The organism is Kitasatospora sp. NPDC057965 (assembly GCF_042887135.1).
Taxonomy (GTDB): Bacteria; Actinomycetota; Actinomycetes; order Streptomycetales; family Streptomycetaceae; genus Kitasatospora.
Map to the genome: position 1 here is coordinate 343,478 of NZ_JBHVPZ010000005.1, position 25,838 is coordinate 369,315.

Consider the following 25,838-nt stretch of genomic DNA (forward strand, 5'->3'; position numbering starts at 1 on the left):
TCTCAGAAATCGCTGTCGCCGAGCGCAAGTTCGACAAGATCGTCGACGTCCATCGTCTCGATGGACTCCGCCGTGCCGGGGTCGTCGGGTGCCGGTTCTCCCGTGCCGGGCTCCGCCAGCCGCAGCAGCGCCTCCAGCAGTCCGGCCTCCCGCAGGCGGGAGAGCGGGACGGTCGCCAAGGTCTGCCGCAGCCGCGCCTCCGGCACGCCGTCGGAGGCGCTGCCGTCGCCGGTGCCCGCGCCGATGCCCGTGCCGCCGCCCTCGCCGGCGTCCGGCAGGAGTTCGGCGCACAGGTGGTCGGTGAGCGCGCCGGGCGTGGGGTGGTCGAAGACCATCGTCGTGGGCAGTCGCAGCCCCGTCGCCGTGGCGATGCGGTTGCGCAGCTCGACCGCGGTGAGCGAGTCGAAGCCGAGCTCCCGGAACGCCCGGTCCGGCTCGATGGACTCGCCCCCAACGTAGCCGAGCACCGCCGCGGCCTCCACCTGGACGACGTCGAGCAGCGCCGCGTGCCGACCGGCCGGCGGCAGCTCCGCGAGGCGCCGCACGAGCTCCGACGCCCCGCCGCCGGCGGCCTCCTCGCCGCCGACGGCCCCGGCCAGCGCCTCCCGGACCTCCGGCAGGTCCCCGAGCAGCGGGCTCACCCGGCCGACGGTGAACGACGGCGCGAACCGTGACCAGTCGACGTCCGCCACCACCACCGCGGTCTCGTCGCGGTCCAGGGCGTCCTGGAGCGCGCTGACGGCCAGCGCGGGCGCCAGCTGCGGCAGGCCGCGCCGGCGCAGGTGCTCGGCCGCGCCGTCCTCGGCGGCCATGCCGCCCTCGCCCCACGGGCCCCAGGCCACCGCCGTCGCGGCCAGGCCCCGGGCCCGGCGCCGCTGCGCCAGGGCGTCCAGGAAGGCGTTGCCGGCCGAGTAGGCGGCCTGGCTGCCGCTGCCCCAGACCCCGGAGACCGAGGAGAACAGCACGAAGGCGTCCAGATCCCGGTCCGCCAGCAGCTCGTCCAGGTGCACGGCACCCGCCACCTTGGCCGCGACCACGTCCGCCAGCTCGGTCAGGTCGGTCTCCATCACGGCGGTGAACTGCGGAAGACCGGCCGCGTGCACGACGGCGGTCAGCGGGCGTTCGGCCGGCAGGGAGGCCAGCAGCCCGACCAGTGCCTCGCGGTCCGCCACGTCACAGGCCGCGACGGTGACCGAAGTCCCCAACGCCTCCAGTTCCTCGCGCAGTTCGGCCGCGCCCTCGGCCGCCGCACCGCGCCGGCTGGTCAGCACCAGGTGCTCGGCGCCGTTGCGGGCCAGCCAGCGGGCGGCGTGTCCGCCGAGCGAGCCGGTGCCGCCGGTGATCAGCACCGTGCCGCGCGGGCGCCACTCGCGCCCCGGAGTACTGCGCGCGGCCCGCGCCAGCCGGCGGACGAACACGCCCGAGTCGCGCACCGCCAGCTGGTCCTCGTCCCCGGAGCCCGCGAGCACGTCGGCCAGCCGGCCCAGGGCACGCGCGTCCGACCCGGCGGACGGCGGGAGGTCGACCAACCCGCCCCAGCGGTCGGGGTGTTCGAGCGCCACCGCACGGCCGAGCCCCCACACCAGCCCCTGCAGCGGATGCTCGACGGGGTTGGAGCGGCCGACCGAGACGGCGGCCCGGGTGACGCACCACAGCGGCGCGTCCAGCTCGACGTCCCCGAGCGCCTGCACCAGGGTCATGGTCGCGGTGAGCCCGAGCGGCAGCGCCCGGTGGACCGGATGCGCGCGCTCGTCCAGCGCCAGCAGGGAGAGCACCCCGACGGTCGGGGTGTCCTGCGCCAGGGCCTCGCGCAGCAGTTTGGCGAGCAGCACGCGGTCGGTGCCGGCGTCGGCCACGATCAGCGTCGACGGCTCGGCGCCGCGCTCCCGCAGTACGCGTGCGCAGGCGTCGGCGGTCCCGTCGTCGGCCGCGACCACCAGCCAGCCACCCGTCAGCGGCCCGGACGGGAGGTCGGTCCACGGCTTCCAGGTGGCCTGGTAGCGCCACCTGTCCACGGTGCTCCGCGTCCTGGCCTCGCGGCGCCAGGAGGCCAGCGCGGCGAACACCGAGTCGAGCGGGGCGTCGGCGTCCAGACCGAGCCGTTCGGCCAGCGCCTGCGGCTCCCCGCGCTCCACGGTGTCCCAGAACTCGGCCTCGGCCGGGTCGGCGGGAGCGGCCGCGCCGGGCCGCCCGGGTGCGCCCTGCAGCCAGTACCGCTGGTGCTGGAAGGCGTAGGTGGGCAGGTCGATCCGGCGGGCGCCGGTTCCGGCGAGGGCCGCGTCCCAGGCCGGGGAGATGCCCCGCACGTGCAGCTCGGCCAGGGCGGTGGTGAAGGAGTCGGATTCGGCGCGGTCGGCGCGCAGCGCCGGGACGGCGACGGCGTCCGTGTCGGCCAGGGCCTCCTGGACCATCGGGGTCAGGCCGCCGGGGCCGACCTCCAGGAACGCCGTCACACCCTTGGCTGCGAGCGTCCGGACGGCGTCGGCGAACCGGACGGCGTGGCGGACGTGGCGCACCCAGTAGTCGGGGTCGGCCAACTCCTCGGCGGTGAGGAGCTCCCCGGTGAGGGTGGAGACGATCGGGCGGGTCGGCTCGGAGAAGGTGACACGCTGCGCGACCTCGCGGAAGCGGGCCAGCATCGGCTCCATCAGCGGCGAGTGGAAGGCGTGCGAGACGGCGAGCCGATGCGTGCGACGGCCGTCGGCCGCGAGCAGCTCGGCGACCTCCGCCACGGCGTCCTCGGCACCCGAAAGGACCACCGAGGACGGGCCGTTGACCGCTGCTATGCCCACCAGGTCCTCACGGCCGGCCAGCAGCGGCACCACCTCGTGCTCGGCGGCCCGGACCGCCACCATCGCGCCGCCGGGCGGCAGTTCCTGCATCAACCGGCCGCGTGCCACCACGAGTTCGGCTGCGTCGGCCATCGAGATCGCACCCGCGACGTGGGCGGCGGCCAGCTCACCGATCGAATGACCGGCCAGGAAGTCCGCCCGCACCCCCCACGACTCCACCAGCCGGAACAGCGCCACCTCCACCGCGAACAACGCCGGCTGGGTGAACTCCGTGCGGTTCAGCAGCTCCGCTTCCTCGCCGAACACCACCGCACGCAACGGCCGTTCGAGGTGGACGTCCAGATGCGCGCAGACCTCGTCGAAGGCCGCCGCGAACACCGGGAAGGACGCCTCCAGCTCGCGCCCCATCCCCAGCCGCTGGCTCCCCTGCCCCGAGAAGAGCAGGGCCAGCCGCCCCCGGGCGGGTGCGGTGACCCCGCGCACCAGGCCGGCCGCCGACTCGCCCCGGCCCAGCGCGCCGAGGCCGGCGACGAGGTCGGCCCGGTCGCGTCCCACGACGACCGCCCGGTGGTCCATGGCGGTCCGCGAGACGGCCAGGGAGAGGGCGAGGTCGGCCGGGGGCGCCGTCGGATCGGTGTCCAGGGCGGCAAGCAGCCGGTGCGCCTGCTCACGCAGGGCCGGCTCGTCCTTCGCCGACAGCGCCCACGGCAGGCTCCACGGCGCGTCCGCGCCGGACGGGGCCGGCGCGGCGGCGCCGGTGGCGGCATCGGCGGGCGCCTGCTCGATGATGGTGTGCGCGTTGGTGCCGCTCACGCCGAAGGAGGAGACGGCGGCGCGCCGCGGACGGTCGGCCGCCGGCCAGGCGACCGGCTCGGTCAGCAGCCGCACCGCGCCCGCCGACCAGTCGACGTGCGGCGTCGGCTCGTCCACGTGCAGGGTGCGCGGCAGTGAACCGTGCCGGATCGCCAGCACCGTCTTGATCACACTGGCGACGCCCGAAGCGGCCTGGGTGTGGCCGAGGTTCGACTTGATCGAGCCGAGCCAGAGCGGCCGCTCCTCCGGCCGGTCCTGCCCGTAGGTGGCGAGCAGCGCCTGCGCCTCGATCGGGTCGCCGAGCGCGGTGCCGGTGCCGTGCGCCTCCACGGCGTCGATGTCGGCGGTGGAGAGCCGGGCGTTGGCCAGGGCCTGGCGGATGACCCGCTGCTGGGCGGGGCCGTTGGGTGCGGTCAGGCCGTTGGAGGCGCCGTCCTGGTTCACCGCGCTGCCGCGCACCACCGCCAGCACCGGGTGTCCGTTGCGCTCGGCGTCCGACAGCCGCTCCACCAGCAGCATGCCGACGCCCTCGCCCCAGCCCGTACCGTCGGCCGCCGCCGCGAAGGGCTTGCAACGGCCGTCGGCGGCGAGCCCGCGCTGCCGGCTGAACTCGATGAAGGCGTTCGGGCTGGACATCACGGCCGCGCCGCCGACCAGGGCCAGCGAGCACTCGCCCTGCCGCAGCGCCTGGGTCGCCAGGTGCAGGGCGACCAGCGAGGACGAGCAGGCCGTGTCCACCGTCACCGCCGGGCCTTCGAGCCCGAGCGTGTAGGCGATCCGGCCGGACATCACGGAGGAGGAGCTGCCGGTCAGCAGGTGCCCCTCCACGCCCTCGGGCAGCTCGGCGAGCCCGGCGCCGTAGCCCTGGTAGCCGGAGCCGACGAAGACGCCGGTCCGGCTGCCGCGCACCGAGGCGGGGTCGAGCCGGGCCCGCTCCAGGGTCTCCCAGGCCACCTCCAGCAGGATGCGCTGCTGCGGGTCCATGGCCAGCGCCTCGCGCGGCGAGATCCCGAAGAACCGGGCGTCGAAGGAGGCGGCGTCGTGCAGGAAGCCGCCCTGGTTGACGTAGCTGGTCCCCGCCTTCTCCGGGTCCGGGTCGTAGAGGGCCTCGGTGTCCCAGCCCCGGTCGGTCGGGAACGGGCCGACCGCGTCCGCCTCGTCCACGAGCAGCCGCCACAGGTCCTCGGGGGACCGCACGCCGCCGGGGAAGCGGCAGCCCATCGCGACGATCGCGATCGGCTCCTCGGCCGTGGTCGCGGTCGCCGCCGTCACGGGTGCGTCGGCGGCGTCGGGTTGCGCCCCGGACAGCTCGGTGGCCAGGAAGGCCGCGAGGTCCGCCGCGTTGGGGTGGTCGAACACCAGGGTGGTCGGCAGCCGCAGCCCCGTGCCGGCGTTCAGCCGGTTGCGCAGCTCGACGCCGGTGAGCGAGTCGAACCCCAGGTCCTTGAAAGCCCGTTCGGGCGCGACCGCCTCGGGGCCCGCGTGGCCGAGCACCCCGGCCACCTCGCTGCGGACCAGGTCGAGCAGGACGCGGTCGCGCTCCGCGCTCGGCAGCGCCGCCAACTCCTTTCCGAGGGAGGGCAGTCCGGCACCGGACCGGGCCTGCGCTTCCTCGGTTTCGGTCAGCACCCGCCGCACCTCGGGCAGTTCGCCGAAGAACGGGCTCGGGCGGGTGACGGTGAAGGCGGGGGCGAAGCGCGCCCAGCGCACATCGGCCACCACGACCGCCGTCTCGTCCTGGTCCAGGGCCCGCTGGAGAGCGGCGATCGCGGGCGGCGGCGCCATGGCGGGCAGGCCTCGGCGGCGCAGATGGGCCTCGGCCTCCTCGCCGTCCACCATGCCACCCTCCGCCCACGGGCCCCAGGCCACCGCGGTCGCGGCCAGGCCCCGGGCCCGGCGCCGCTGGGCCAGGGCGTCCAGGAAGGCGTTGGCGGCGGCGTAGCCGGCCTGGCTGCCGCTGCCCCACACGCCGGCGACGGACGAGAAGAGCACGAACGCGTCCAGCGGGCGGTCCCCCAGCAGCTCGTCCAGGTGCACGGCGCCGGCCACCTTGGCGGCCACCACCTCGGCGAGGTCCGCCAGCGTCGTGCGCTCCACCGGGGCGAACTGGGGCATGCCGGCGGCGTGCACCACGGCGGTCGGCCGGTCGGCCTCGGGGAGGTCGGCGAGCAGCCGGGCCACCGCGTCGCGGTCCGACACATCGCAGGCCGCGACGGTCACCCGCACGCCCAACGCCTCGATCTCGGCGGCGAGTTCGGCGGCCCCGGCGGTGGACGGTCCGCGCCGGCCGGTCAGCACCAGGTGCTCGGCGCCGCGCTGCGCGAGGTGCCGGGCCACCTGGGTGCCCAGCGCGCCCAGTCCGCCGGTGACGAGCACCGTGCCCCGGGGGCGCCAGGCGCGCTCGGCGGCGCCCGTGCCCGTCGTGGCGGGGGCGGCGCGGTGGAGGCGGCGGACGAAGGTGCCGGAGGAGCGGACGGCGAGCTGGTCCTCCTCGCCCCCGGCAGCGAGGACGGCGACGAGCCGGCGCGCCGAGCGGTCGTCCAGCGCCTCCGGGAGGTCGACCAGCCCGCCCCAGCGCTGCGGGTGCTCCAGCGCCACGGAGCGGCCCAGACCCCAGATCATGCCCTGGGACGGGCTCTGGGCGCCGTCCGACCGGCCGACCGCCACCGCGCCCCGGGTGGCGCACCACAGCGGCGCGTCCACCCCGGCATCGCCCAGGGCCTGCACCAGCAGGGTGGTCAGCGCCAGCCCCAGGGGCAGCACCGGGTGACCGGGGTGCGCGTCCTCACCGAGGGCGAGCAGCGACAGCACACCGGCGGGCGGGGCGTCGACCGTCTTGGCCAGCCGCCCGGCGAGCGCCGCACGGTCGTCGTCGCCCGTCACGGACAGCTCGACGACGTCGGCGCCGTGCGCGCCGAGCGCCGCCCGGACCGCCACGGCGACCGGGTGGTCCTGCGCGCCGGCCGGGACCACGAGCAGCCAGCTGCCCGTCAGTTCGGCGTCACCACGGACGGTCAGCGGCTTCCACCGGACCTGGTAGCGCCAGCCGTCCACCACCGAGTGCTCGCGCTGACGGCGGCGCCAGCTGGACAGCGCCGGGAGCACCGAGCTGAGCGGCGCCTCCCCGTCCACCTCCAGCCGCTCGGACAGCGAGGCCAGGTCAGCGCGCTCGACGACGTCCCAGAACTCCGCGTCGGCCGGGTCCGTCGCGGCGGCTCCGTCGGCCGTCGGCGCGGACGCCTTGAGCCAGTAGGACGCGCGCTGGAAGGCGTAGGTCGGCAGGTCGTCGAGGTGCCGGGCGTCGGTGCCGGTGAGGGCGGAGGTCCAGTCGACGGTGATGCCGTGGGTGTGGAGCTGGGCCAGGGCGGTGGTGAAGGACTCGGCCTCGGTGCGGTCGGCGCGCAGGGCCGGGACGGCGACGGCGTCCGCCGACGTCTCCTGAACCATCGAGGTCAGACCGCCCGGGCCGACCTCCAGGAACGCCGTCACACCCTTGGCCGCGAGCGTCTGGACGGCGTCCGCAAACCGGACCGCGTGCCGGACGTGCCGCACCCAGTACTCCGGGTCCGCCAACTCCTCGGCGGTGACCACCTGTCCGGTGAGGGTCGAGACGATCGGGCGGGTCGGCTCGGCGAACGTGACGCGCTCGGCGACCTCGCGGAAGCCCGCCAGCATCGGCTCCATCAGCGGCGAGTGGAAGGCGTGCGAAACCGCGAGCCGCTTGGTGCGCCGGCCGGCGGCGGCGAGCAGGGCGACGACCTCCGCCACGGCCTCCTCCGCGCCCGAAATGACCACCGACGTAGGCCCGTTCACGGCCGCGATACCCACCAGGTCCTCACGGCCGACCAACAGCGGCACCACCTCGCCCTCCGAGGCCTGCACCGCCACCATCGCACCCCCCGACGGCAACTCCTGCATCAACCGGCCACGCGCCACCACCAGTTCAGCGGCGTCCGCCAGCGAGAGGACGCCGGCCGCGTGGGCGGCGGCGAACTCGCCGATCGAGTGCCCGGCCAGGAAGTCCGCCCGCACACCCCACGACTCCACCAGCCGGAACAGCGCCACCTCCACCGCGAACAACGCCGGCTGAGTGAACCCGGTCCGGTTGAGACGTTCCGCGTCCTCGCCGAACACGACCTCACGCAACGGCCGTTCGAGGTGGGCGTCGACCGCGGCGCAGGCCTCGTCGAAGGCCTCCGCGAACACCGGGAAGGCCGCCTCCAGCTCGCGCCCCATCCCCAGCCGCTGACTCCCCTGCCCCGAGAAGAGCAACGCGACCTTGGCTCCCGGCACCGCGACACCACGGACCACCGCCCCGGACGGCTCACCGTCCACCAGCGCACGCAGGCCCTCCAGCGCCCCCGCCACATCCGGCGCGACCACCGCCGCCCGGTGCTCCAGCACCGCCCTGGACGCGGCCAACGCGTACGCCACATCCGCCGCCACCACGTCGCTGCGCCCCTGCGCGTACGCGAGCAGCCGCGCGGCCTGGTCGCGCAGGGCCTCGGGAGACTTCGCCGACAGCACCCACGGCGCCGTCACGCCGCCGTCACCCCGCTCCGCCTCACGGCGCGGGGCCGACACGACCGGGGCCTGCTCGACGATGACGTGCGCATTGGTCCCGCTGACCCCGAACGACGAGACGCCGGCCCGGCGCGGACGGTCGCCGGACGGCCAGTCCACCGGCTCGGTCAGCAGCCGCACCGCACCGCTCGACCAGTCCACGTGCGGCGACGGCTCGTCCACGTGCAGGGTGGGCGGCAGCACCCCGTGCCGCATCGCCATCACCATCTTGATGACACCCGCCACCCCGGCGGCCGCCTGGGTGTGGCCGATGTTGGACTTGACCGTCCCGAGCCAGAGCGGCCGCTCCTCGGGCCGGTCCTGCCCGTAGGCCCTGAGCAGGGCCTGAGCCTCGATCGGGTCGCCCAGCGTCGTACCGGTCCCGTGCGCCTCCACCGCGTCCACCTCGGCCGCCGACAGCCCGGCACTCGCCAGCGCCTGCCGGATCACCCGCTGCTGCGCGGGACCGTTCGGCGCGGTCAGACCGTTGGAGGCGCCGTCCTGGTTGACCGCCGAGCCGCGCACCACTGCCAGCACCGGGTGCCCGTTGCGGCGCGCGTCCGACAGCCGCTCGACCAGCAGCATGCCCACGCCCTCCGCGAGGCCGGTGCCGTCGGCGCCGGCCCCGAACGCCCGGCAGCGCCCGTCCTCGGACAGGCCGCGCTGTCGGCTGAAGGCGATGAGCGCGCCCGGGGTCGACATCACCGTGACACCGCCGGCCAGGGCCAGCTCGCACTCGCCCGAGCGCAGCGCCTGCGCCGCCAGGTGCAGGGCGACCAGCGACGAGGAGCACGCCGTGTCCACCGTCACCGCCGGCCCCTCCAGGCCGAAGGTGTAGGCGAGGCGGCCGGAGACGACCGCCGCCGAGTTTCCGGTGAGCAGGTGTCCTTCGAGTCCCTCCGCGTCCGCCTCGCGCAGCCCGGCCGCGTAGTCCTGGCCGTTGGTGCCGGTGAAGACGCCGGTCCGGCTGCCGCGCAGGGCGGCCGGGTCGATGCCGGCCCGCTCGAACGCCTCCCAGGACGTCTCCAGCAGCAACCGCTGCTGCGGGTCCATCGCCAGCGCCTCGCGCGGCGAGATCCCGAAGAACGCCGCGTCGAACTCGTCGGCGTCGTGCAGGAACCCGCCCTCGCGGGTGTAGCAGCGGCCCGGGGCGTCGGGGTCCGGGTCGTAGAGGCCGTCCAGGTCCCAGCCGCGGTTCGCCGGGAGGGCGGTGATCGCGTCGCGGCCCTCGGCCACCAGCTGCCACAGCTCCTCGGGGTCGGCGACCCCGCCCGGGAAGCGGCAGCTCATCGCGACGATCGCGATCGGCTCCGCGTCGTCGCCGGAGCGGCCGGTGCGGACGGGGGTGGCGGTGACGAGGTCCTGCTCACCGCCGAAGGCCTCCTCCAGCAGGTGCCCGGCCAGGGCGGCCGGGCTCGGGTGGTCGAAGACCGCGGTGACCGGCAGCCGCACACCGGTCGCGGCGATCAGCCGGTTGCGCAGTTCCAGCGCGGCGAGGGAGTCGAAGCCCAGCTCGCGGAACGCCCGGCCGGGGTCGACCAGCTCGGCGGCGCTGTGCCCGAGCACGGCCGCGGCCTGGCCGCGGACCAGGGCGAGCAGCGCCTCCCGGCGCTCGGCCGGCGCGAGTGCGGCCAGCCGCCCCAGCTCGGCGGAGGCCTCACCGGCCGCCGCCCCGGCCGCCCGCCGGACCGGTGTCCTGATCAGGCCGCGCAGCAGGGCGGGCACGGTGCCGCCGGCCGCCCGGGCGCGCATCGCGGCGAGGTCCAGCCGCACCGGCGCGAGGACCGGGTCGTCCAGGGTGCGGGCGAGGTCGAGCAGGCGCAGGCCTTCGTCGGCCGCGAGCGGCACCAGGCCGGCACGGGCCATCCGCTGGAGGTCGCCGTCCGCCAGCCGGGTCTGCGCGCCGCGCTCCTCCCAGACGCCCCAGGCCAGCGAGGAGGCGGCGAGCCCCTCGGCCGCGCGGTGGTGGGCCAGCGCGTCCAGGAAGGCGTTGCCCGCCGCGTAGGCGCCCTGGCCGGCGCCACCGAGGGTGCCGGCGAAGGAGGAGAAGAGGACAAAGGCGGCCAGGTCGGCGTCCCGGGTCAGTTCGTGCAGGTTGAGTGCCGCATCGACCTTGGGGCGCAGGACCTGGTCGAGCTCCTCGGGGGTCAGCGAGTCGACCAGGCCGCCCGCGACCACGGCGGCCGCGTGCACGACGGCGGTCAGCGGCCGGTCCTCGGGGATGCCCGCCAGCAGGTCGGCGAGGGCGTCGCGGTCGGCCGCGTCGCAGGCGGCGAGGGTGACGGACGCGCCGAGGGCCGTCAGCCGCGCGCGCAGCTCGGCCGCGCCCTCGGCGTCGGGTCCGCGGCGGCCGGTCAGCACGAGGTGGCGGATGCCGTGCTCGGTGACGAGGTGTTCGGCGACCAGCCCGCCCAGCGCGCCGGTGCCGCCGGTGATCAGGGCGGTGCCGTTCGGGTCGAGCGGCGCCGCGGTGACGTCCCCGGCGGCGTCCGGCGCGGTGCGCAGCGGGACGCGGGCCAGCCGGGCGACGGCCGCCGTCCCGGCGCGCAGGGCCAGTTGCGGCTCGCCGGTGGCGATCGCGGCGGGCAGCAGCCGGTAGGAGTCGGGGTGGTCGTCGATGTCCGCCAGGACCAGCCGGTCGGCGTGCTCGGACTGCGCCGAGCGGACCAGGCCCCAGACCGGCGCGTGGTCCAGGCCCGGGGTGTCGGCCCCGGCCCCGGTGGCCACCGCGCCGCTGGTCAGCAGCACCAGCCGGGAGCCGGCGAGGCGCTCCTCGGCCAGCCAGTCGTGCAGCAGTGCGAGGGTGTCGCGCGCCGTCGCCCGGACGGCCTGCGCGCCGGCCCCGCCGGTGGGCAGGACGGCCACCACCACCTCGGGCAGCGGCGCTGCGCCCGTCGCCACGGCCTCGGTCAGTGCCGCCGGGGTGGCGAAGGCCCGCGGCGGCCGGGGACCGTCGAGCAGCGCCCGGACGGCCGCCGAGGCGTCGTCACCGAGCACCGCCCAGGGGCCCTCGGGTTCGGTGGCCGGCACGGGCAGCGCCGTCCAGTCCACCCGGTAGAGGGCGTCGTGGTGTCCGCCGCGGGCCGGGCGCAGCTGTTCGTCGCCGACCGTGCGGAAGGAGAGCGTGCCGACCCCGGCCACCGCCCGGCCGGTGCCGTCGGCGACGGTCACCGACACGGCGTCGGTGCCGGTGGGGGCCAGCCGCACGCGCAGTTCGGCGGCGCCGGTGGCGTGCAGGCGCACCCCCTCCCAGGAGAACGCCAGCCGTCCGGTGCCCATGTCGCCGAGCGGGCCGAAGCCCACGGCGTGCAGCGCCGCGTCCAGCAGCGCCGGGTGCAGGCCGAACCGGGCCGCCTCGGGCCGCGCCTCGGCGGGCAGGGCGACGGTGGCGAAGACCTCCTCGCCGCGCCGCCAGGCGGCCCGCAGGCCCTGGAAGACCGGGCCGTAGTCGAAGGAGCGCTCGGCGAGGCGGTCGTAGAAGCCGGTGAGGTCGATCGCGGTGGCGTCGGCGGGCGGCCAGTGAGTGAGGTCCTCGCCCGCGTCGGCGGGGCCCGTGCCCAGCACGCCGGTGCCGTGGCGGGTCCACTCGTCCTCGGCGGGGGCGTCCTCGGGCCGCGAGTACAGGCCGAAGGAGCGCCGGCCGTTCCCGTCCGGGGGGCCGACCGAGACCTGCACCACCACGCCGCCGTGATCGGGCAGCAGCAGCGGCGCCTCCAGGGTCAGTTCCTCCAGCAGGCCGCAGCCGACCTGGTCGCCGGCCCGGATCGCGAGCTCGACGAAGGCCGTGCCCGGCAGCAGCACCGTGCCCAGCACGACGTGGTCGGCGAGCCAGGGGTGGGTGTGCGCGGAGAGCCGGCCGGTGAGCAGCAGGCCGTCGGAGTCCGCCAGCGTGACGACGGCGCCCAGCAGCGGGTGGTCCGCCGCGCCGAGCCCGAGGCCGGCGGCGTCACCGGCAGTGTGCGGGGCGTCCAGCCAGTACCGCTGGTGCTGGAAGGCGTAGGTGGGCAGCGGGACGGTGCGGGCGCCGGTGCCGGCGAGGACCGCCGGCCAGTGGACTCCGGCCCCGTGTGCGTGGGCCTCCGCGACGGCGCGCAGCACCCGGGCCGGGCCGCCCTCGCCGCGGCGCAGGGTGCCCAGCGCCACGGCCCCGCCGCCCAGAGCGTCGACGGTCTCCTGCATGCCGATCGTCAGCACCGGGTGGGCGCTGACCTCGATCAGGACGCCGTGGCCGTGGGCCACCAGCGCGCGGGTGACCTCCTCGAACCGCACGGTCTGCCGCAGGCTCCGGTACCAGTAGTCGGCGTCCAGCTCGGCCGTGTCCAGCGCCGTGCCGGTCACGGTGGAGTAGAACGGCACGTCGCAGGAGCGCGGAACGATGTCCGCGAGCTCGGCCAGCACCCGCTCGCGCACCGCTTCGACCTGCGCCGAGTGCGAGGCGTAGTCGACGGCGATCATCCGGGCCCGGACGTCGTCGGCGACCAGGCCGTCGCGCAGTTCGGCCAGCGCCTGCGGGTCTCCGGACAGGACGATGGACGAGGGGCTGTTGACGGCGGCCACCGACAGCCGCTCGCCCCAGGGCGCGAGGCGCGGGGTCAGGCTCTCCAGCGGCAGGTTGACGGACATCATGCCACCCAGGCCGGCCAGGACGGTCAGCGCGCGGCTGCGCAGCGCCACCACCTTCGCGGCGTCCCGCAGGGAGAGCGCGCCCACCACGCAGGCGGCGGCGATCTCGCCCTGGCTGTGCCCGGCCACCGCCTCGGGGCTCACCCCGTAGGAGCGCCACAGCTCGGCCAGCGAGACCATCACGGCGAACAGCACCGGCTGCACGACGTCCACCCGGTCCAGTCCGGGCGCTCCCTCCTCCCCGCGCAGCACGGCCGTCAGCGACCAGTCCACGTAGGGGGCGAGGGCGTCCTCGCACTGGCCGATCCGCTCGCGGAACACCGCGGAGGCGTCGAGCAGTTCGACGGCCATTCCGGCCCACTGCGAGCCCTGGCCGGGGAAGACCAGTGCGACCTGGCGGACGTCCTCGGCGACGCCGCGCACCAGGTCCGGCTCGGGCGAGCCGGCGGCCAGCGCGGCCAGCGCCCCGTCGAGCCCGGCCCGGTCGGCGGCGAGCAGCACGGCGCGGTGCTCGAAGGCCGAGCGGGAGGTGGCCAGGGAGAGGGCGACGTCGAGGGCGTCGAGTTCCGGCTCCGCGGCGAGGTGTGCGTGCAGGCGTCCGGCCTGGGCGACGAGGGCGGCCTGGTCCTTGCCGGACAGCACCCAGGGGATCAGCGGCAGCGCCTGCCCGGGCGCCGACGGCTCTCCGTCGGCCGGCTCCCCCTCCGTGTCCGGCTGGGGCTCCGGCTGTTCGAGGACGAGGTGCGCGTTGGTGCCGCTGACGCCGAAGGCCGACACGCCGGCCCGCCGGGGCGCGCCCGTCTCGGGCCAGGCGGTCGCCTCGGTCAGCAGCGTCACCGAGCCGGCCGACCAGTCGACGTGCGGCGAGGGCTCCGTGACGTGCAGCGTGGGCGGCAGCACCCCGTGCCGGATCGCCTGCACCATCTTGATCACACCGGCGACACCGGCCGCGGCCTGGGTGTGGCCGATGTTCGACTTGATCGAACCCAGCCGCAGCGGCCGGTCGGCGGGCCGGTCCTGACCGTAGGTCGCCAGCAGCGCCTGCGCCTCGATCGGGTCGCCGAGCGCGGTGCCGGTGCCGTGCGCCTCCACCGCGTCCACCTCGGCGGGCGACAGCCGGGCGTTGGCCAGCGCCTGCCGGATGACACGCTGCTGGGACGGCCCGTTCGGCGCCGTCAGACCGTTGGAGGCGCCGTCCTGGTTCACCGCGCTGCCGCGCACCACCGCCAGCACCGGGTGCCCGTTGCGCCGCGCGTCCGAGAGGCGCTCCACCAGCAGCACGCCGACGCCCTCGCCCCAGCCCGTGCCGTCCGCCGAGGCGGAGAACGCCCGGCACCGGCCGTCGGGCGACAGGCCCCGCTGGCGGCTGAACTCGGTGAACGTGGTCGGCCCGGCCATCACGGTGACGCCGCCGGCCAGGGCCAGCGAGCACTCGCCCTGACGCAGCGCCTGGACGGCGAGGTGCAGGGCGACCAGCGAGGACGAGCAGGCGGTGTCGATCGTCACCGCCGGGCCCTCCAGCCCCAGGGTGTAGGCGATCCGGCCGGAGACCACGCTGCCCGAGTTGCCGGTGCTCACGTAGCCCTCGATGCCCTCGGGCAACTGCGGCAGCCGGGAGGCGTAGTCGTGGTACATGACGCCGGCGAAGACTCCGGTGTCGCTGCCGCGCAGCGAGCGCGGGTCGATCGAGGCCCGCTCCACCGCCTCCCAGGACGCCTCCAGCAGCAGCCGCTGCTGCGGGTCCATCGCCAGCGCCTCGCGCGGGCCGATGCCGAAGAAGCCGGCGTCGAACTCGGCCGCGTCGTGCAGGAAGCCGCCCTCGCGGGTGTAGGTGGTGCCGGGGTTCCCGGGGTCCGGATGGTAGAGCGACTCCAGGTCCCAGCCGCGGTCGGCCGGGAAGCCGGAGATCGCGTCGCCGCCCTCCGCGACCAGCTGCCAGAGGTCCTCGGGCGAGCTGACCCCGCCGGGGAAGCGGCAGCTCATCGCCACGATCGCGATCGGCTCGTGGTTCCGGCTCTCGACCTCCCGCAGCCGCTGACGCGCATGGCGCAGGTCGACGGTGGCACGCTTGAGGTAGTCCCTGAGCTTGTTCTCGTCAGTCATCTGAAATTCCGTTCCGCGATGCCGAGGGGAGTACGTGCCGGTCGGTTTGCCATCGCTTGCCATCGCTTGCCGTCGATTGCCGGTCGGTCAGGTGCCGAGCTCGTTGTCCAGCAGCTCGAAGAGTTCGTCGTCGGTGGCCGATTCGACCGCGGAGGTGTCGTGGTCGGCGCCGCGCTGCCCGTCCTGTGCCCCGTTCCACTTCGCCAGCAGGACCTCCAGGCGCATGGTGACGGTGCTGCGCAGCCCGCGGTCGGACGGGGAGGCGGCCAGCGCGGCTTCGAGGCGGTCGATCTCCGCGAGCACGGACGGCGGCTGCGCCTCTCCCCCGGCCGGCAGCGAGGCGCCGAGGTGCTCCGCCAGGGCGGTCGGCGTCGGGTGGTCGAACAGCAGGCTCGCCGGCAGGCGCAGTCCGGTGACGGCGCCGAGGCGGTTGCGCAGTTCGACGGCCGTGAGCGAGTCGAAGCCGAGGTCGCGGAACGCCTGGCCGGCGCCCACCGCCTCGGCGGAGGCGTGGCCCAGGACGGCGGCGACCTCACCGCGGACGGTGGCCAGCAGGATCCGCCGGCGCTTGTCCTGCGACGCCCCGGCCAGTTGCTCGGCCAGCTCGCCCGCGCCCGCGCCCGGCCGGTCCGGCCGACGGGCCGGGACCGGCACCAGGCCGCGCAGCACGGCGGGCAGCGGATGGCTCCCGGCCCGGGCGCGCAGGGTGGCGAGGTTCAGCCGCACCGGGAGGAGGACGCCGGGGCCACCGGTCGTGGCCGCCGCGCGGGCCGTGTCGAAGAGGGCCAGGCCCTCGCGCCCCGACAGCGGTGCCACCCCGCCGCGGGCCATCCGCCCGAGCGTCTCGGCGCCCGCCTCGCCCAGCATCCCCTCGTCTCCGGCCCACGGCCCCCAGGCGAGCGAGACGCCCGGCAGGCCCTGCGCGCGGCGGAGCTCCACCAGCGCGTCCAGGTAGGCGTTGGCGGCCGCGTAGTTGGCCTGCCCCGCGGTGCCGAGCGTGCCGGCGAGGGAGGAGAAGAGCACGAACGCGGTCGACGCGCGGTCCCGGGTCAGCTCGTGCAGGTGGAAGGCCGCGTCGACCTTCGGACGGAACACCCGGTCCAGCCGCTCCGCCGTCAACGAGTCCACCAGCGCGTCGTCCAGCACACCGGCGGCGTGCACGACGGCGGTCAGCGGGTGCTCGGCCGGCACCGAGTCGAGCAGCGCGGCGAGCGCGGCGCGGTCGGCCACGTCGCAGGCCGCCGTCGTCACCCGGGCGCCCAGGGCGGCCAGTTCGGCCTCGAACTCGCCCGCGCCGTCCGCCTCCGGCCCGCGCCGGCTGGTCAGCAGCAGGTGCCGCGCACCGTGGACCGCGACCAGGTGCCGCGCCACCTGCCGGCCCAGCGCCCCGGTCGCGCCGGTCACCAGGACGGTGCCGTCTGCGGCCTCCGTCGCTGTGCCGGCTGCCGACGTGTCGGAGGTCGTCGGGTCGGGGGCCGCCGTACGCGCCAGCCGGGGCACGAACGTCCGGCCCGCCCGTACCGCCAGTTGCGGTTCGTCCGCCGTCGCGGCGGCCGCCAGCACGGCCGGCAGGGCGTGCGCGGACTGCTCGTCGTCGTCCAGGTCGACCAGGACGAAGCGGCCCGGGTGCTCGGACTGCGCGGAGCGGACCAGGCCCCAGACCGCCGCCTGGGCCGGATCCGGCCGCTCCGGTGCGCCGTCGGCCGGGACGTCGGGTGCGACGGCGCCCTGCGTCAGCACCACCAGCCGGGCGGCGTCGGAACCGGCCCCCTCCAGCCACTCGCGCACCAGCGCCAGCACGTACCCGGTCGTGACCCGGGCCGCCTCCGGACCACCCGGCGCCGCGCCGGGGGCCGGGGGCAGCAGCGCGACCACGGTGTCGGGCAGGGCCGGCCCGGCGAAGAGGGTGGACAGGTCGGCGTGGACCTCGGGGGCGCGGCCGGCGGCACGCAGGGCCGTGGCCGGTCCGTTCTCCGCGCCGCCCACCAGCGCCCACGGCGACGGTTCGCCGGCGGTGCGCGCGGGTTCGGCGAGCGGGAGGGGCGCCCAGGTCACCCGGTAGAGCGCGTCCGGCTGCCCGGTGCGGGCAGCGGCCAACTGCTCCGCGGAGACCGGCCTCAGGACGAGGGAGTCGACCGAGGCGACGAGCCGCCCCGCCCCGTCCGCGGCCAGCAGGGACACCGCGTCCGCTCCGGCCGGGGCGATCCGCACCCGCAGCACGACCGCGCCGGACTCGTACCGGCGCACCCCGCTCCAGGAGAAGGGAACGCGGGTCCGGCCGGTGTCGGGCAGCAGCCCGCCCAGGGCGACGGCGTGCAGCGCCGCGTCCAGCAGCGCCGGGTGGACACCGAACCCGGCGGTCTGCGTGCCCTCGGGCAGGGCGACCTCCGCGAACACGGTGTCACCCTGCCGCCAGGCCGCCCGCAGGCCCCGGAACACCGGGCCGTAGTCGAGCCCGGAACCCGCCAACCGCTCGTACAGCGCCTCGGTGTCGAGCACGCCCGCCCCCGGCGGGGGCCAGGCGGGCAGCTCGAACTGCGCGCCCGGGCCGCCGGCACCGAGCACGCCCGTGGCGTGACCGGTCCACGGCTGGTCGGGCGCGTCAGGGTGGGCCGCGCGGGAGTAGATCGTCAGCGTGCGGCGGCCGGCGCCGTCGGCGGGGGCCACGACCACCTGGAGCTGGACACCGGCCTGCTCGGGCAGGGCGAGCGGCGCCTGGATCGTCAGCTCCTCCAGGAGGTCGCAACCCACCTCGTCGGCGGCCCGCAGCGCGAGGTCCACCAGAGCGGTGCCGGGAAGCAGTACGGTGCCCAGCACCGCGTGATCGGCGAGCCAGGGATGGGTGGGCAGGGACAGCCGACCCGTGAGCAGCACGCCCTCGCCGCCGGCCAGTGTGACGGCGGCTCCCAGCAAGGGGTGCTCGGCCGCCGACAGGCCCGCCGAGGTGACGTCGCCGACCGCCGGACCGGACTCCAGCCAGAAGCGGCGGCGCTGGAAGGCATAGGTCGGCAGGTCGACGCGTCGGGCGTCGGTGCCGGCGAAGACGGCGTTCCAGTCGAGGGTGATGCCGTGGGTGTGGAGCCGGGCGAGGGCGGTGGTGAAGGACTCGGCCTCGGGGCGGTCGGCGCGCAGGGCCGGGACGGCGACGGTGTCGGGCGACGTCTCCTGGACCATCGAGGTCAGACCGCCGGGGCCGACCTCCAGGAACGCCGTCGCTCCCCGGTCCTCCAGGGTCTTCACCGCGTCGGCGAACCGGACGGCGTGGCGGACGTGGCGAACCCAGTATTCGGGGTCGGCCAACTCCTCGGCGGTGAGCGGCTGTCCGGTGAGCGTCGAGACGATCGGGCGGGTCGGCTCGGAGAAGGTGACACGCTGCGCGACCTCGCGGAAGCGGGCCAGCATCGGCTCCATCAGCGGCGAGTGGAAGGCGTGCGAGACGGCGAGCCGCTTGGTGCGGCGGCCGGCGGCCGCGAGCAGCTCGGCGACCTCCGTCACGGCGTCCTCGGCACCCGAAAGGACCACCGAGACAGGGCCGTTGACCGCTGCTATGCCCACCAGGTCCTCGCGGCCGGCCAGCAGCGGCGCCACCTCGTGCTCGGCGGCCCGGACCGCCACCATCGCGCCACCCGACGGCAGCTCCTGCATCAACCGGCCACGCGCCACCACCAGTTCGGCTGCGTCGGCCAGCGAGAGCACGCCCGCGACATGGGCGGCGGCGAACTCGCCGATCGAGTGACCGGCCAGGAAGTCCGCCCGCACGCCCCACGACTCCACCAGGCGGAAGAGCGCGACCTCGATCGCGAACAGCGCTGGCTGAGTGAACTCCGTCCGGTCCAGCAGCTCCGCTTCCTCGCCGAACACCACCTCGCGCAACGGCCGTTCAAGGTGGGCGTCGACCGCGGCGCAGGCCTCGTCGAAGGCCTCCGCGAACACCGGGAAGGCCGCCTCCAGCTCGCGCCCCATCCCCACCCGCTGACTCCCCTGCCCCGAGAAGAGCAGCGCGACCTTCGCTCCCGGCACCGCGACACCACGGACCACCGCCCCGGACGACTCACCGTCCACCAGCGCACGCAGGCCCTCCAGCGCCGCCGCCACATCCGGCGCGACCACCGCCGCGCGGTGCTCCAGCACCGCCCTGGACGTGGCCAACGCGTACGCCACATCGGCCGCCACCAGGTCGTCACGCTCCCGGGCGAACGCGAGCAGCCGTGCCGCCTGGTCCCGCAGGGCTTCGGGAGACTTCGCCGACAGCATCCACGGCGCCATGACGCCGCCGTCACCCCGCTCCGCCTCACGGCGCGGGGCCGACGCCGCCGGGGCCTGCTCGATGATGATGTGCGCATTGGTCCCGCTGAAGCCGAACGAGGAGACGCCGGCCCGGCGCGGACGGTCGCCGGAGGGCCATGCGACCGGTTCGGTCAGCAGTCGCACCGCACCGCTCGACCAGTCGATGTGCGGGGACGGCCGCTCCGCGTGCAGGGTCCTGGGCAGCACCTCGTGCCGGAGCGCCTGGACCATCTTGATCACGCCGCCGACCCCGGCCGCCGCCTGGGTGTGACCGATGTTCGACTTCAACGAGCCCAGCCACAGCGGCCGTTCACGGTCCTGCCCGTACGTCGTCAGCAGCGCCTGCGCCTCGATCGGGTCACCCAGCCGGGTGCCCGTGCCGTGTGCCTCCACCGCGTCGATGTCCGTGGGAGCGAGCCCGGCGTTGGCCAGCGCCTGCCGGATCACCCGCTGCTGGGCGGGGCCGTTGGGTGCCGTGAGACCGTTGGAGGCACCGTCCTGGTTGATGGCGCTGCCGCGCACCACCGCCAGCACCGGGTGTCCGTTGCGCTCGGCGTCCGACAGCCGCTCCACCAGCAGCATGCCGACGCCCTCGCCCCAGCCCGTTCCGTCGGCCTCGGCGCCGAACGCCTTGCAGCGGCCGTCCGGCGCCAGCCCGCGCTGCCGGCTGAACTCGACAAACGCCCCCGGCCCGGCCATCACGGTGACGCCGCCGGCCAGCGCCAGCGAGCACTCGCCCGAGCGCAGCGCCTGCACGGCCAGGTGCAGGGCCACCAACGAGGACGAGCACGCCGTGTCCACCGTCACCGCCGGCCCCTCCAGGCCGAAGGAATAGGAGAGCCGCCCCGAGATGACGCTGCCCGAGTTTCCGGTGCCGAGAAAGCCCTCCACACCCTCGGGGACCGTCTGCAGCGAGGAGGCGTAGTCGTGGTACATCACCCCGGCGAAGACTCCGGTGTCCGAGCCCTTCACCGACGTCGGGTCGATCCCCGCCCGCTCGAACGCCTCCCAGGACGTCTCCAGCAGCAGCCGCTGCTGCGGGTCCATCGCCAGCGCCTCACGCGGCGAGATCCCGAAGAAGGCCGCGTCGAACTCGCCCGCGTCGTGCAGGAACCCGCCCTCGCGGGTGTGGCTGGTGCCGGCCTCGTCGGGACCGTCGGCGGAGAGCAGGCCGAGGTCCCAGCCGCGGTCGACGGGGAACTCGGAGATGGCGTCCGTGCCCGAGGCCAGCAGCTGCCACAGCTCCTCCGGCGAGCTCACTCCGCCGGGGTAGCGGCAGCTCATCGCGACGATCGCGATCGGCTCGTCCGCCCGGGCCGCGGTGACGGCGGCAGCTGCGGGGCGCGGTGCTTCGGCCAGCTGATCCCGCAGGAAGCCGGCCAGCGCGGCGGGCGTCGGGTAGTCGAAGACCAGGCCGGCCGGCAGTCGCACACCGGTGGCGGCACCGAGCCGGTTGCGGAGTTCGACGGCCGTCAGCGAGTCGAATCCCAACTCGCGGAACGCCTGCGCCGCTTGGATCGACTCGGCGCGGCCGTGGCCCAGGACCGCGGCGGCATGGGTGCGCACCAGCTCCACCAGCAGCTCGTACTGCTGCGCTTCGGACTGCCCGGCCAACCGGAGCGCCGTCGCCGACGACGCCCCGGACCGCCCGGCCTCGGAAGCGGCGACGCGACGCACCGAGGCGGGCACCAGGTTCCGCAGCACGACCGGCAGCTCCCCGGATCGGGCCGACTTCCGCAGGACCCGGGCGTCCCAACGCGCCGCCACCACGACCGGATCCGCTGTGCGCAGGGCGGCGTCGAAGAGCGCCAGGCCGTCCTCGGTCTCGATCGCGGTCATCCCGGAGCGGGAGATCCGGCGCCGGTCCACCTCGTTCAACTCGCCGCTGAGCGCACTGTCCTGGGCCCACAGGCCCCAGGCCAGCGACACCGCGGGCAGCCCGGCCGCCCGGCGCCGCCGCGCGAGCGCGTCCAGGAACGCGTTCGCCGCCGCGTAATTGCCCTGCCCCGCACTGCCGAACACACCGGCGGCGGAGGAGAACAGCACGAACGCCGACAGCTCCAAGTCCCGCGTCAACTCGTCCAGATGCAGTGCCGCATCCACCTTCGGACGGAACACCCGGTCGATCCGCTCCGACGACAAGGACGCGATCAGCCCGTCGTCGGTCACACCCGCCGCGTGCACCACCCCCGTCAGCGGGTGCTCCGCCGGGACGGCCGCCAGCAGGCCGGCCAGCGCGTCACGGTCCGCCACGTCACAGGCCTCGACAGCGACCTCGGCACCCTCCGCCGTCAACTCCGCCACCAACTCGGCCATGCCCTCGGCACCCGCACCCGAACGGCTCACCAGCAGCAGCCGCCGCACGCCGTGCCCGGCGACCAGATGCCGCGCCACCAGACGCCCCAGCGTGCCCGAGGCGCCCGTCACCAGCACCGTGCCACCCTCGGCCAAGGGAACAGCAGCGCTCTCGGCGGCAGCCACCCTCGTCAGACGCGGCACCAGCACCCGGCCACCACGCACCGCGACCTGCGGCTCACCCGACGCCACGGCCGCCGACACCGCCACCCCGACGTCCCCGGCCCCCGGTTCCACATCCACCAGCACGAACCGGCCCGGATGCTCCGACTGCGCCGACCGCACCAGACCCCACACCGCCGCCCGACCCGCATCAACAGCACCCTCGCCGGCCCCGCCACGGGTCACCACGACCAACCGCGAACCCTCGAAGCGCTCCTCTCCCAGCCACTCCTTCAACAGCTCCAACACGCCGCCGACAACCGCACGCACACCCTCGGCACCCGCACCCGACGGCGGGCACACCACCACCAGATGCCCGGGCACCTCCGCATCGGCCCCCGGAGCCTCCAGGCCCTCACGGACCTCCACCTCGACAACCTCACCCGCCGCCACCGACCCCGGCACCCACTCCACCCGGTAGAGCGTGTCGCGCTGCTCGTCGCGCGCGGCGGCCAGCTGCTCCGCGGCCACCGGGCGCAACATCAACGACTCGACCGACAGCACCGGCCGGCCGGTACCGTCCGCAGCCAGGAGCGCGACCGTGCCCGTGCCGACGCCGGAGCCGGCCGCCGGGGTCAGCCGGACCCGCAGCGCCGTCGCCCCGGTGGCGGACACGCTGACCCCGCTCCACGCGAACGGAATCCGCCCCTCGTCCGGCTCCGCGACGAAGTCGCCCAGGCCGACGGCGTGCAGGGCCGCGTCCAGCAGAGCGGGGTGCACACCGAAGCCCGTCGCCGCGACGCCCTCCGGCAGCGCGACCTCGGCAAAGACCTCGTCGCCACGTCGCCACCCGGCCCGCACACCCCGGAACACGGGGCCGTACGCCAGGCCCAGTTCGGCGAGACGGTCGTACAGCCCGTCGACGTCGACCCCGACGGCGCCCGCGGGCGGCCACGCGGCCGGCTCGGACTCCACGCGCTCCGCCGTCGACGGCTGGGCCGTCGCGAGCACACCGGTGGCGTGGCAGGTCCACGGCACGGCGGCGGTGGCGTCGTCCAGCCGTGAGTAGAGCCGCACGGCGCGACGGCCCGACGGGTCGGCGCCGTCCACCTGGACCTGGACGTGAACACCGCCCTGCTCGGGCAGCACCAGCGGCGACTCCAGGGTCAGCTCCTCGACACGGTCACAGCCCACCTGGTCGCCGGCCCGGATCGCCAACTCCACCAGCGCCGTGCCGGGCAGCAGGACCGTTCCCATCACGACGTGATCCGCCAGCCACGCGTGCGTCGCGAGCGACAGCCGGCCGGTCAGCAGCACACCGTCACCGTCGGCCAGCGTGACCGCCGCTGCCAGCAGCGGGTGGTCCGCCGACCACAGGCCCGAGCCGGTGAGGTCACCGACGGCCGGGCGGGTGTCGAGCCAGTACCGCTCGTGCTGGAAGGCGTAGGTCGGCAGGTCCACGCGCCGGGCGCCGGTGCCGCTGAACACGGCGTCCCAATCGAGGGTGATGCCGTGGGTGTGGAGCTGGGCCAGGGCGATGGTGAAGGCCTCGGCCTCGGCGCGGTCGGCGCGCAGGGCCGCGACGGCGACGGTCTCGGCCAGACTCTCGTGGACCATCGAGGTCAGGCCGCCGGGGCCGATCTCCAGGAACGCCGTCGCTCCCTGGTCCTCCAGGGTCTGCACGGCGTCGGCGAACCGGACGGCGTGCCGGACGTGGCGCACCCAGTAGTCGGGGTCGGCCAACTCCTCGGCGGTGAGGAGCTTCCCGGTGAGGGTGGAGACGATCGGGCGGGTCGGCTCGGCGAAGGTCACGCGCTGCGCGACCTCGCGGAAGCGGGCCAGCATCGGCTCCATCAGCGGCGAGTGGAAGGCGTGCGAGACGGTGAGCCGCTTGGTGCGCCGGCCGTCGGCGGCGAGCAGGTCGACGACCTCCGCCACGGTCTCCTCGGCGCCGGAAATGACCACCGACGTGGGGCCGTTGACGGCGGCGATGCCCACCAGGTCCGCACGGCCTTCCAGCAGCGGCGCCACCTCGTCCTCCGAGGCCTGCACCGCCACCATCGCACCACCCGACGGCAGCTCCTGCATCAACCGGCCGCGCGCCACCACCAGTTCGGCGGCATCGGCCAGCGAGAACACTCCCGCGACGTGAGCCGCGGCCAGCTCACCGATCGAGTGCCCGGCCAGGAAGTCCGCCCGCACACCCCACGACTCCACCAGCCGGAACAGCGCCACCTCCACCGCGAACAACGCCGGCTGAGTGAACTCGGTCCGGTTGAGCAGCTCCGCGTCCTCCCCGAACACCACCTCACGCAACGGCCATTCGAGGTGAGCGTCCACGGCGGCGCAGACCTCGTCGAAGGCCTCCGCGAACACCGGGAAGGACGCGGACAGCTCACGCCCCATCCCCAGCCGCTGGCTCCCCTGCCCCGAGAAGACCAGGGCAGCCAGACTCCGAGGGGCCACCGCCCCGGTGACCACGCCCGCGGCGGGCTCGTCCCGCGCTAGCGCGCCCAGGGCCTCGCACAGGTCCTCGCGGTCCGCCGCGACGATCACCGCCCGGTGGTCGAGAGCGGCCCGCGTCGTCGCGGTGGAGAAGCCGAGGTCCGCCACCGTGAGCCCGGGGTCGGCATCCGTACGGGCGAGGAGGCGTGCGGCCTGTTCGCGCAGCGCCGCCGGGCTCTTGGCCGCGAGCAGCACGGGAACCAGCGGCCGGAGCGGCCCGGGGACCTGCGGGGCCCCGGTGGCCGGCTCGCCCGCCCCGGCTTCGGGGGCCTGCTCGACGATGACGTGCGCGTTGGTCCCGCTGAAGCCGAAGGAGGAGACGGCAGCGCGCCGCGGACGCTCGCCCGCCGGCCAGGCCACCGGTTCGGTCAGCAGCTCCACCGCGCCCGCCGACCAATCGACGTGTGGCGTCGGCTCGTCCACGTGCAGGGTCTTCGGCAGCAGCTCGTGCCGCAGCGCCTGGACCATCTTGATGATGCCGCCCACCCCGGCCGCCGCCTGGGTGTGGCCGACGTTGGACTTCAACGACCCGAGCCACAGCGGCCGTTCGCGGCCCCGCCCGTACGTCGCCAGCAGCGCCTGCGCCTCGATCGGATCGCCCAGCGTCGTCCCGGTGCCGTGCGCCTCCACCACGTCCACGTCCGCCGCCGACAGCCCCGCGTTCGCCAGCGCCTGCCGGATCACCCGCTGCTGCGACGGCCCGTTCGGCGCCGTAAGCCCGTTCGACGCACCGTCCTGGTTCACCGCCGAACCCCGCACCACCGCCAGCACCGGATGCCCGTTGCGCTCCGCGTCCGACAGCCGCTCCAGCAGCAGCACGCCGACACCCTCGGCCCACCCGGTGCCGTCCGCCGCCGCCGCGAAGGGCTTGCAGCGGCCGTCCGCGGCCAGCCCGCGTTGGCGGCTGAAGTCCACGAACGCCGTGGGGTTGGACATCGCGGTGACACCGCCGGCCAGCGCCAGCGCGCACTCCCCCTGCCGCAGCGCCTGCACCGCCAGGTGCAGCGCCACCAGCGACGAGGAGCACGCCGTGTCCACCGTCACCGCCGGCCCCTCCAGGCCGAAGGTGTAGGCCACCCGGCCCGAGACGACGCTGGCGGCGCTGCCCGTCCCGATGTAGCCCTCGACGTCCTCGACGGCCTGCTGCAGGACGGCCGAGTGGTCGTGGTACATCACGCCGGCGAACACGCCGGTCCGGCTGCCCCGCAGCGAGGTCGGGTCGATCCCCGCCCGCTCGAAAGCCTCCCACGAGGTCTCCAGCAGCAGCCGCTGCTGCGGGTCCATGGTGAGGGCCTCACGGGGTGAGATCTCGAAGAGGCCGGCGTCGAAGAGGTCGATGCCGTCGAGGAATCCGCCCTCCCGCACATGGCTGGTGCCGCGGGTGTCGGGGTCGGGGTCGTAGAGCGCGTCCAGATCCCAGCCGCGGTCGGCGGGGAACTCCGAGATCGCGTCGCCGCCGTCCGCCAGCAGTCGCCAGAGGTCCTCCGGCGAGTCGACGCCGCCGGGATAGCGGCAGCTCATCGCCACGATCGCGATCGGCTCCTGCTGGGAGTCGTCGATCTTCTGGAGCCGCTCGCGGGCCTCGTGCAGGTCCGCCGTCACACGTCGGAGGAAGTAGCGGAGCTTATCCTCGTTGTTCACCTGAGGCCACCCTCTTGCAGATATCTCGTGGAGCCGGGATCCGGCAGATTCGTT

At 75.7% G+C, this 25,838-nt stretch carries 2 protein-coding genes; both read right to left on the minus strand.

What is annotated here, in order from left to right:
- Positions 1 to 2 precede the first annotated feature (2 nt).
- Complete coding sequence (locus ACFVVU_RS08875) at positions 3 to 14,957, minus strand: type I polyketide synthase (RefSeq protein WP_387788846.1); 14,955 nt, start codon at positions 14,955 to 14,957, stop codon at positions 3 to 5.
- 24 nt (positions 14,958 to 14,981) lie between these two features.
- Complete coding sequence (locus tag ACFVVU_RS08880; protein WP_387788847.1) at positions 14,982 to 25,784, minus strand: SDR family NAD(P)-dependent oxidoreductase; 10,803 nt, start codon at positions 25,782 to 25,784, stop codon at positions 14,982 to 14,984.
- Between the last annotated feature and the right edge of the window lie 54 nt (positions 25,785 to 25,838).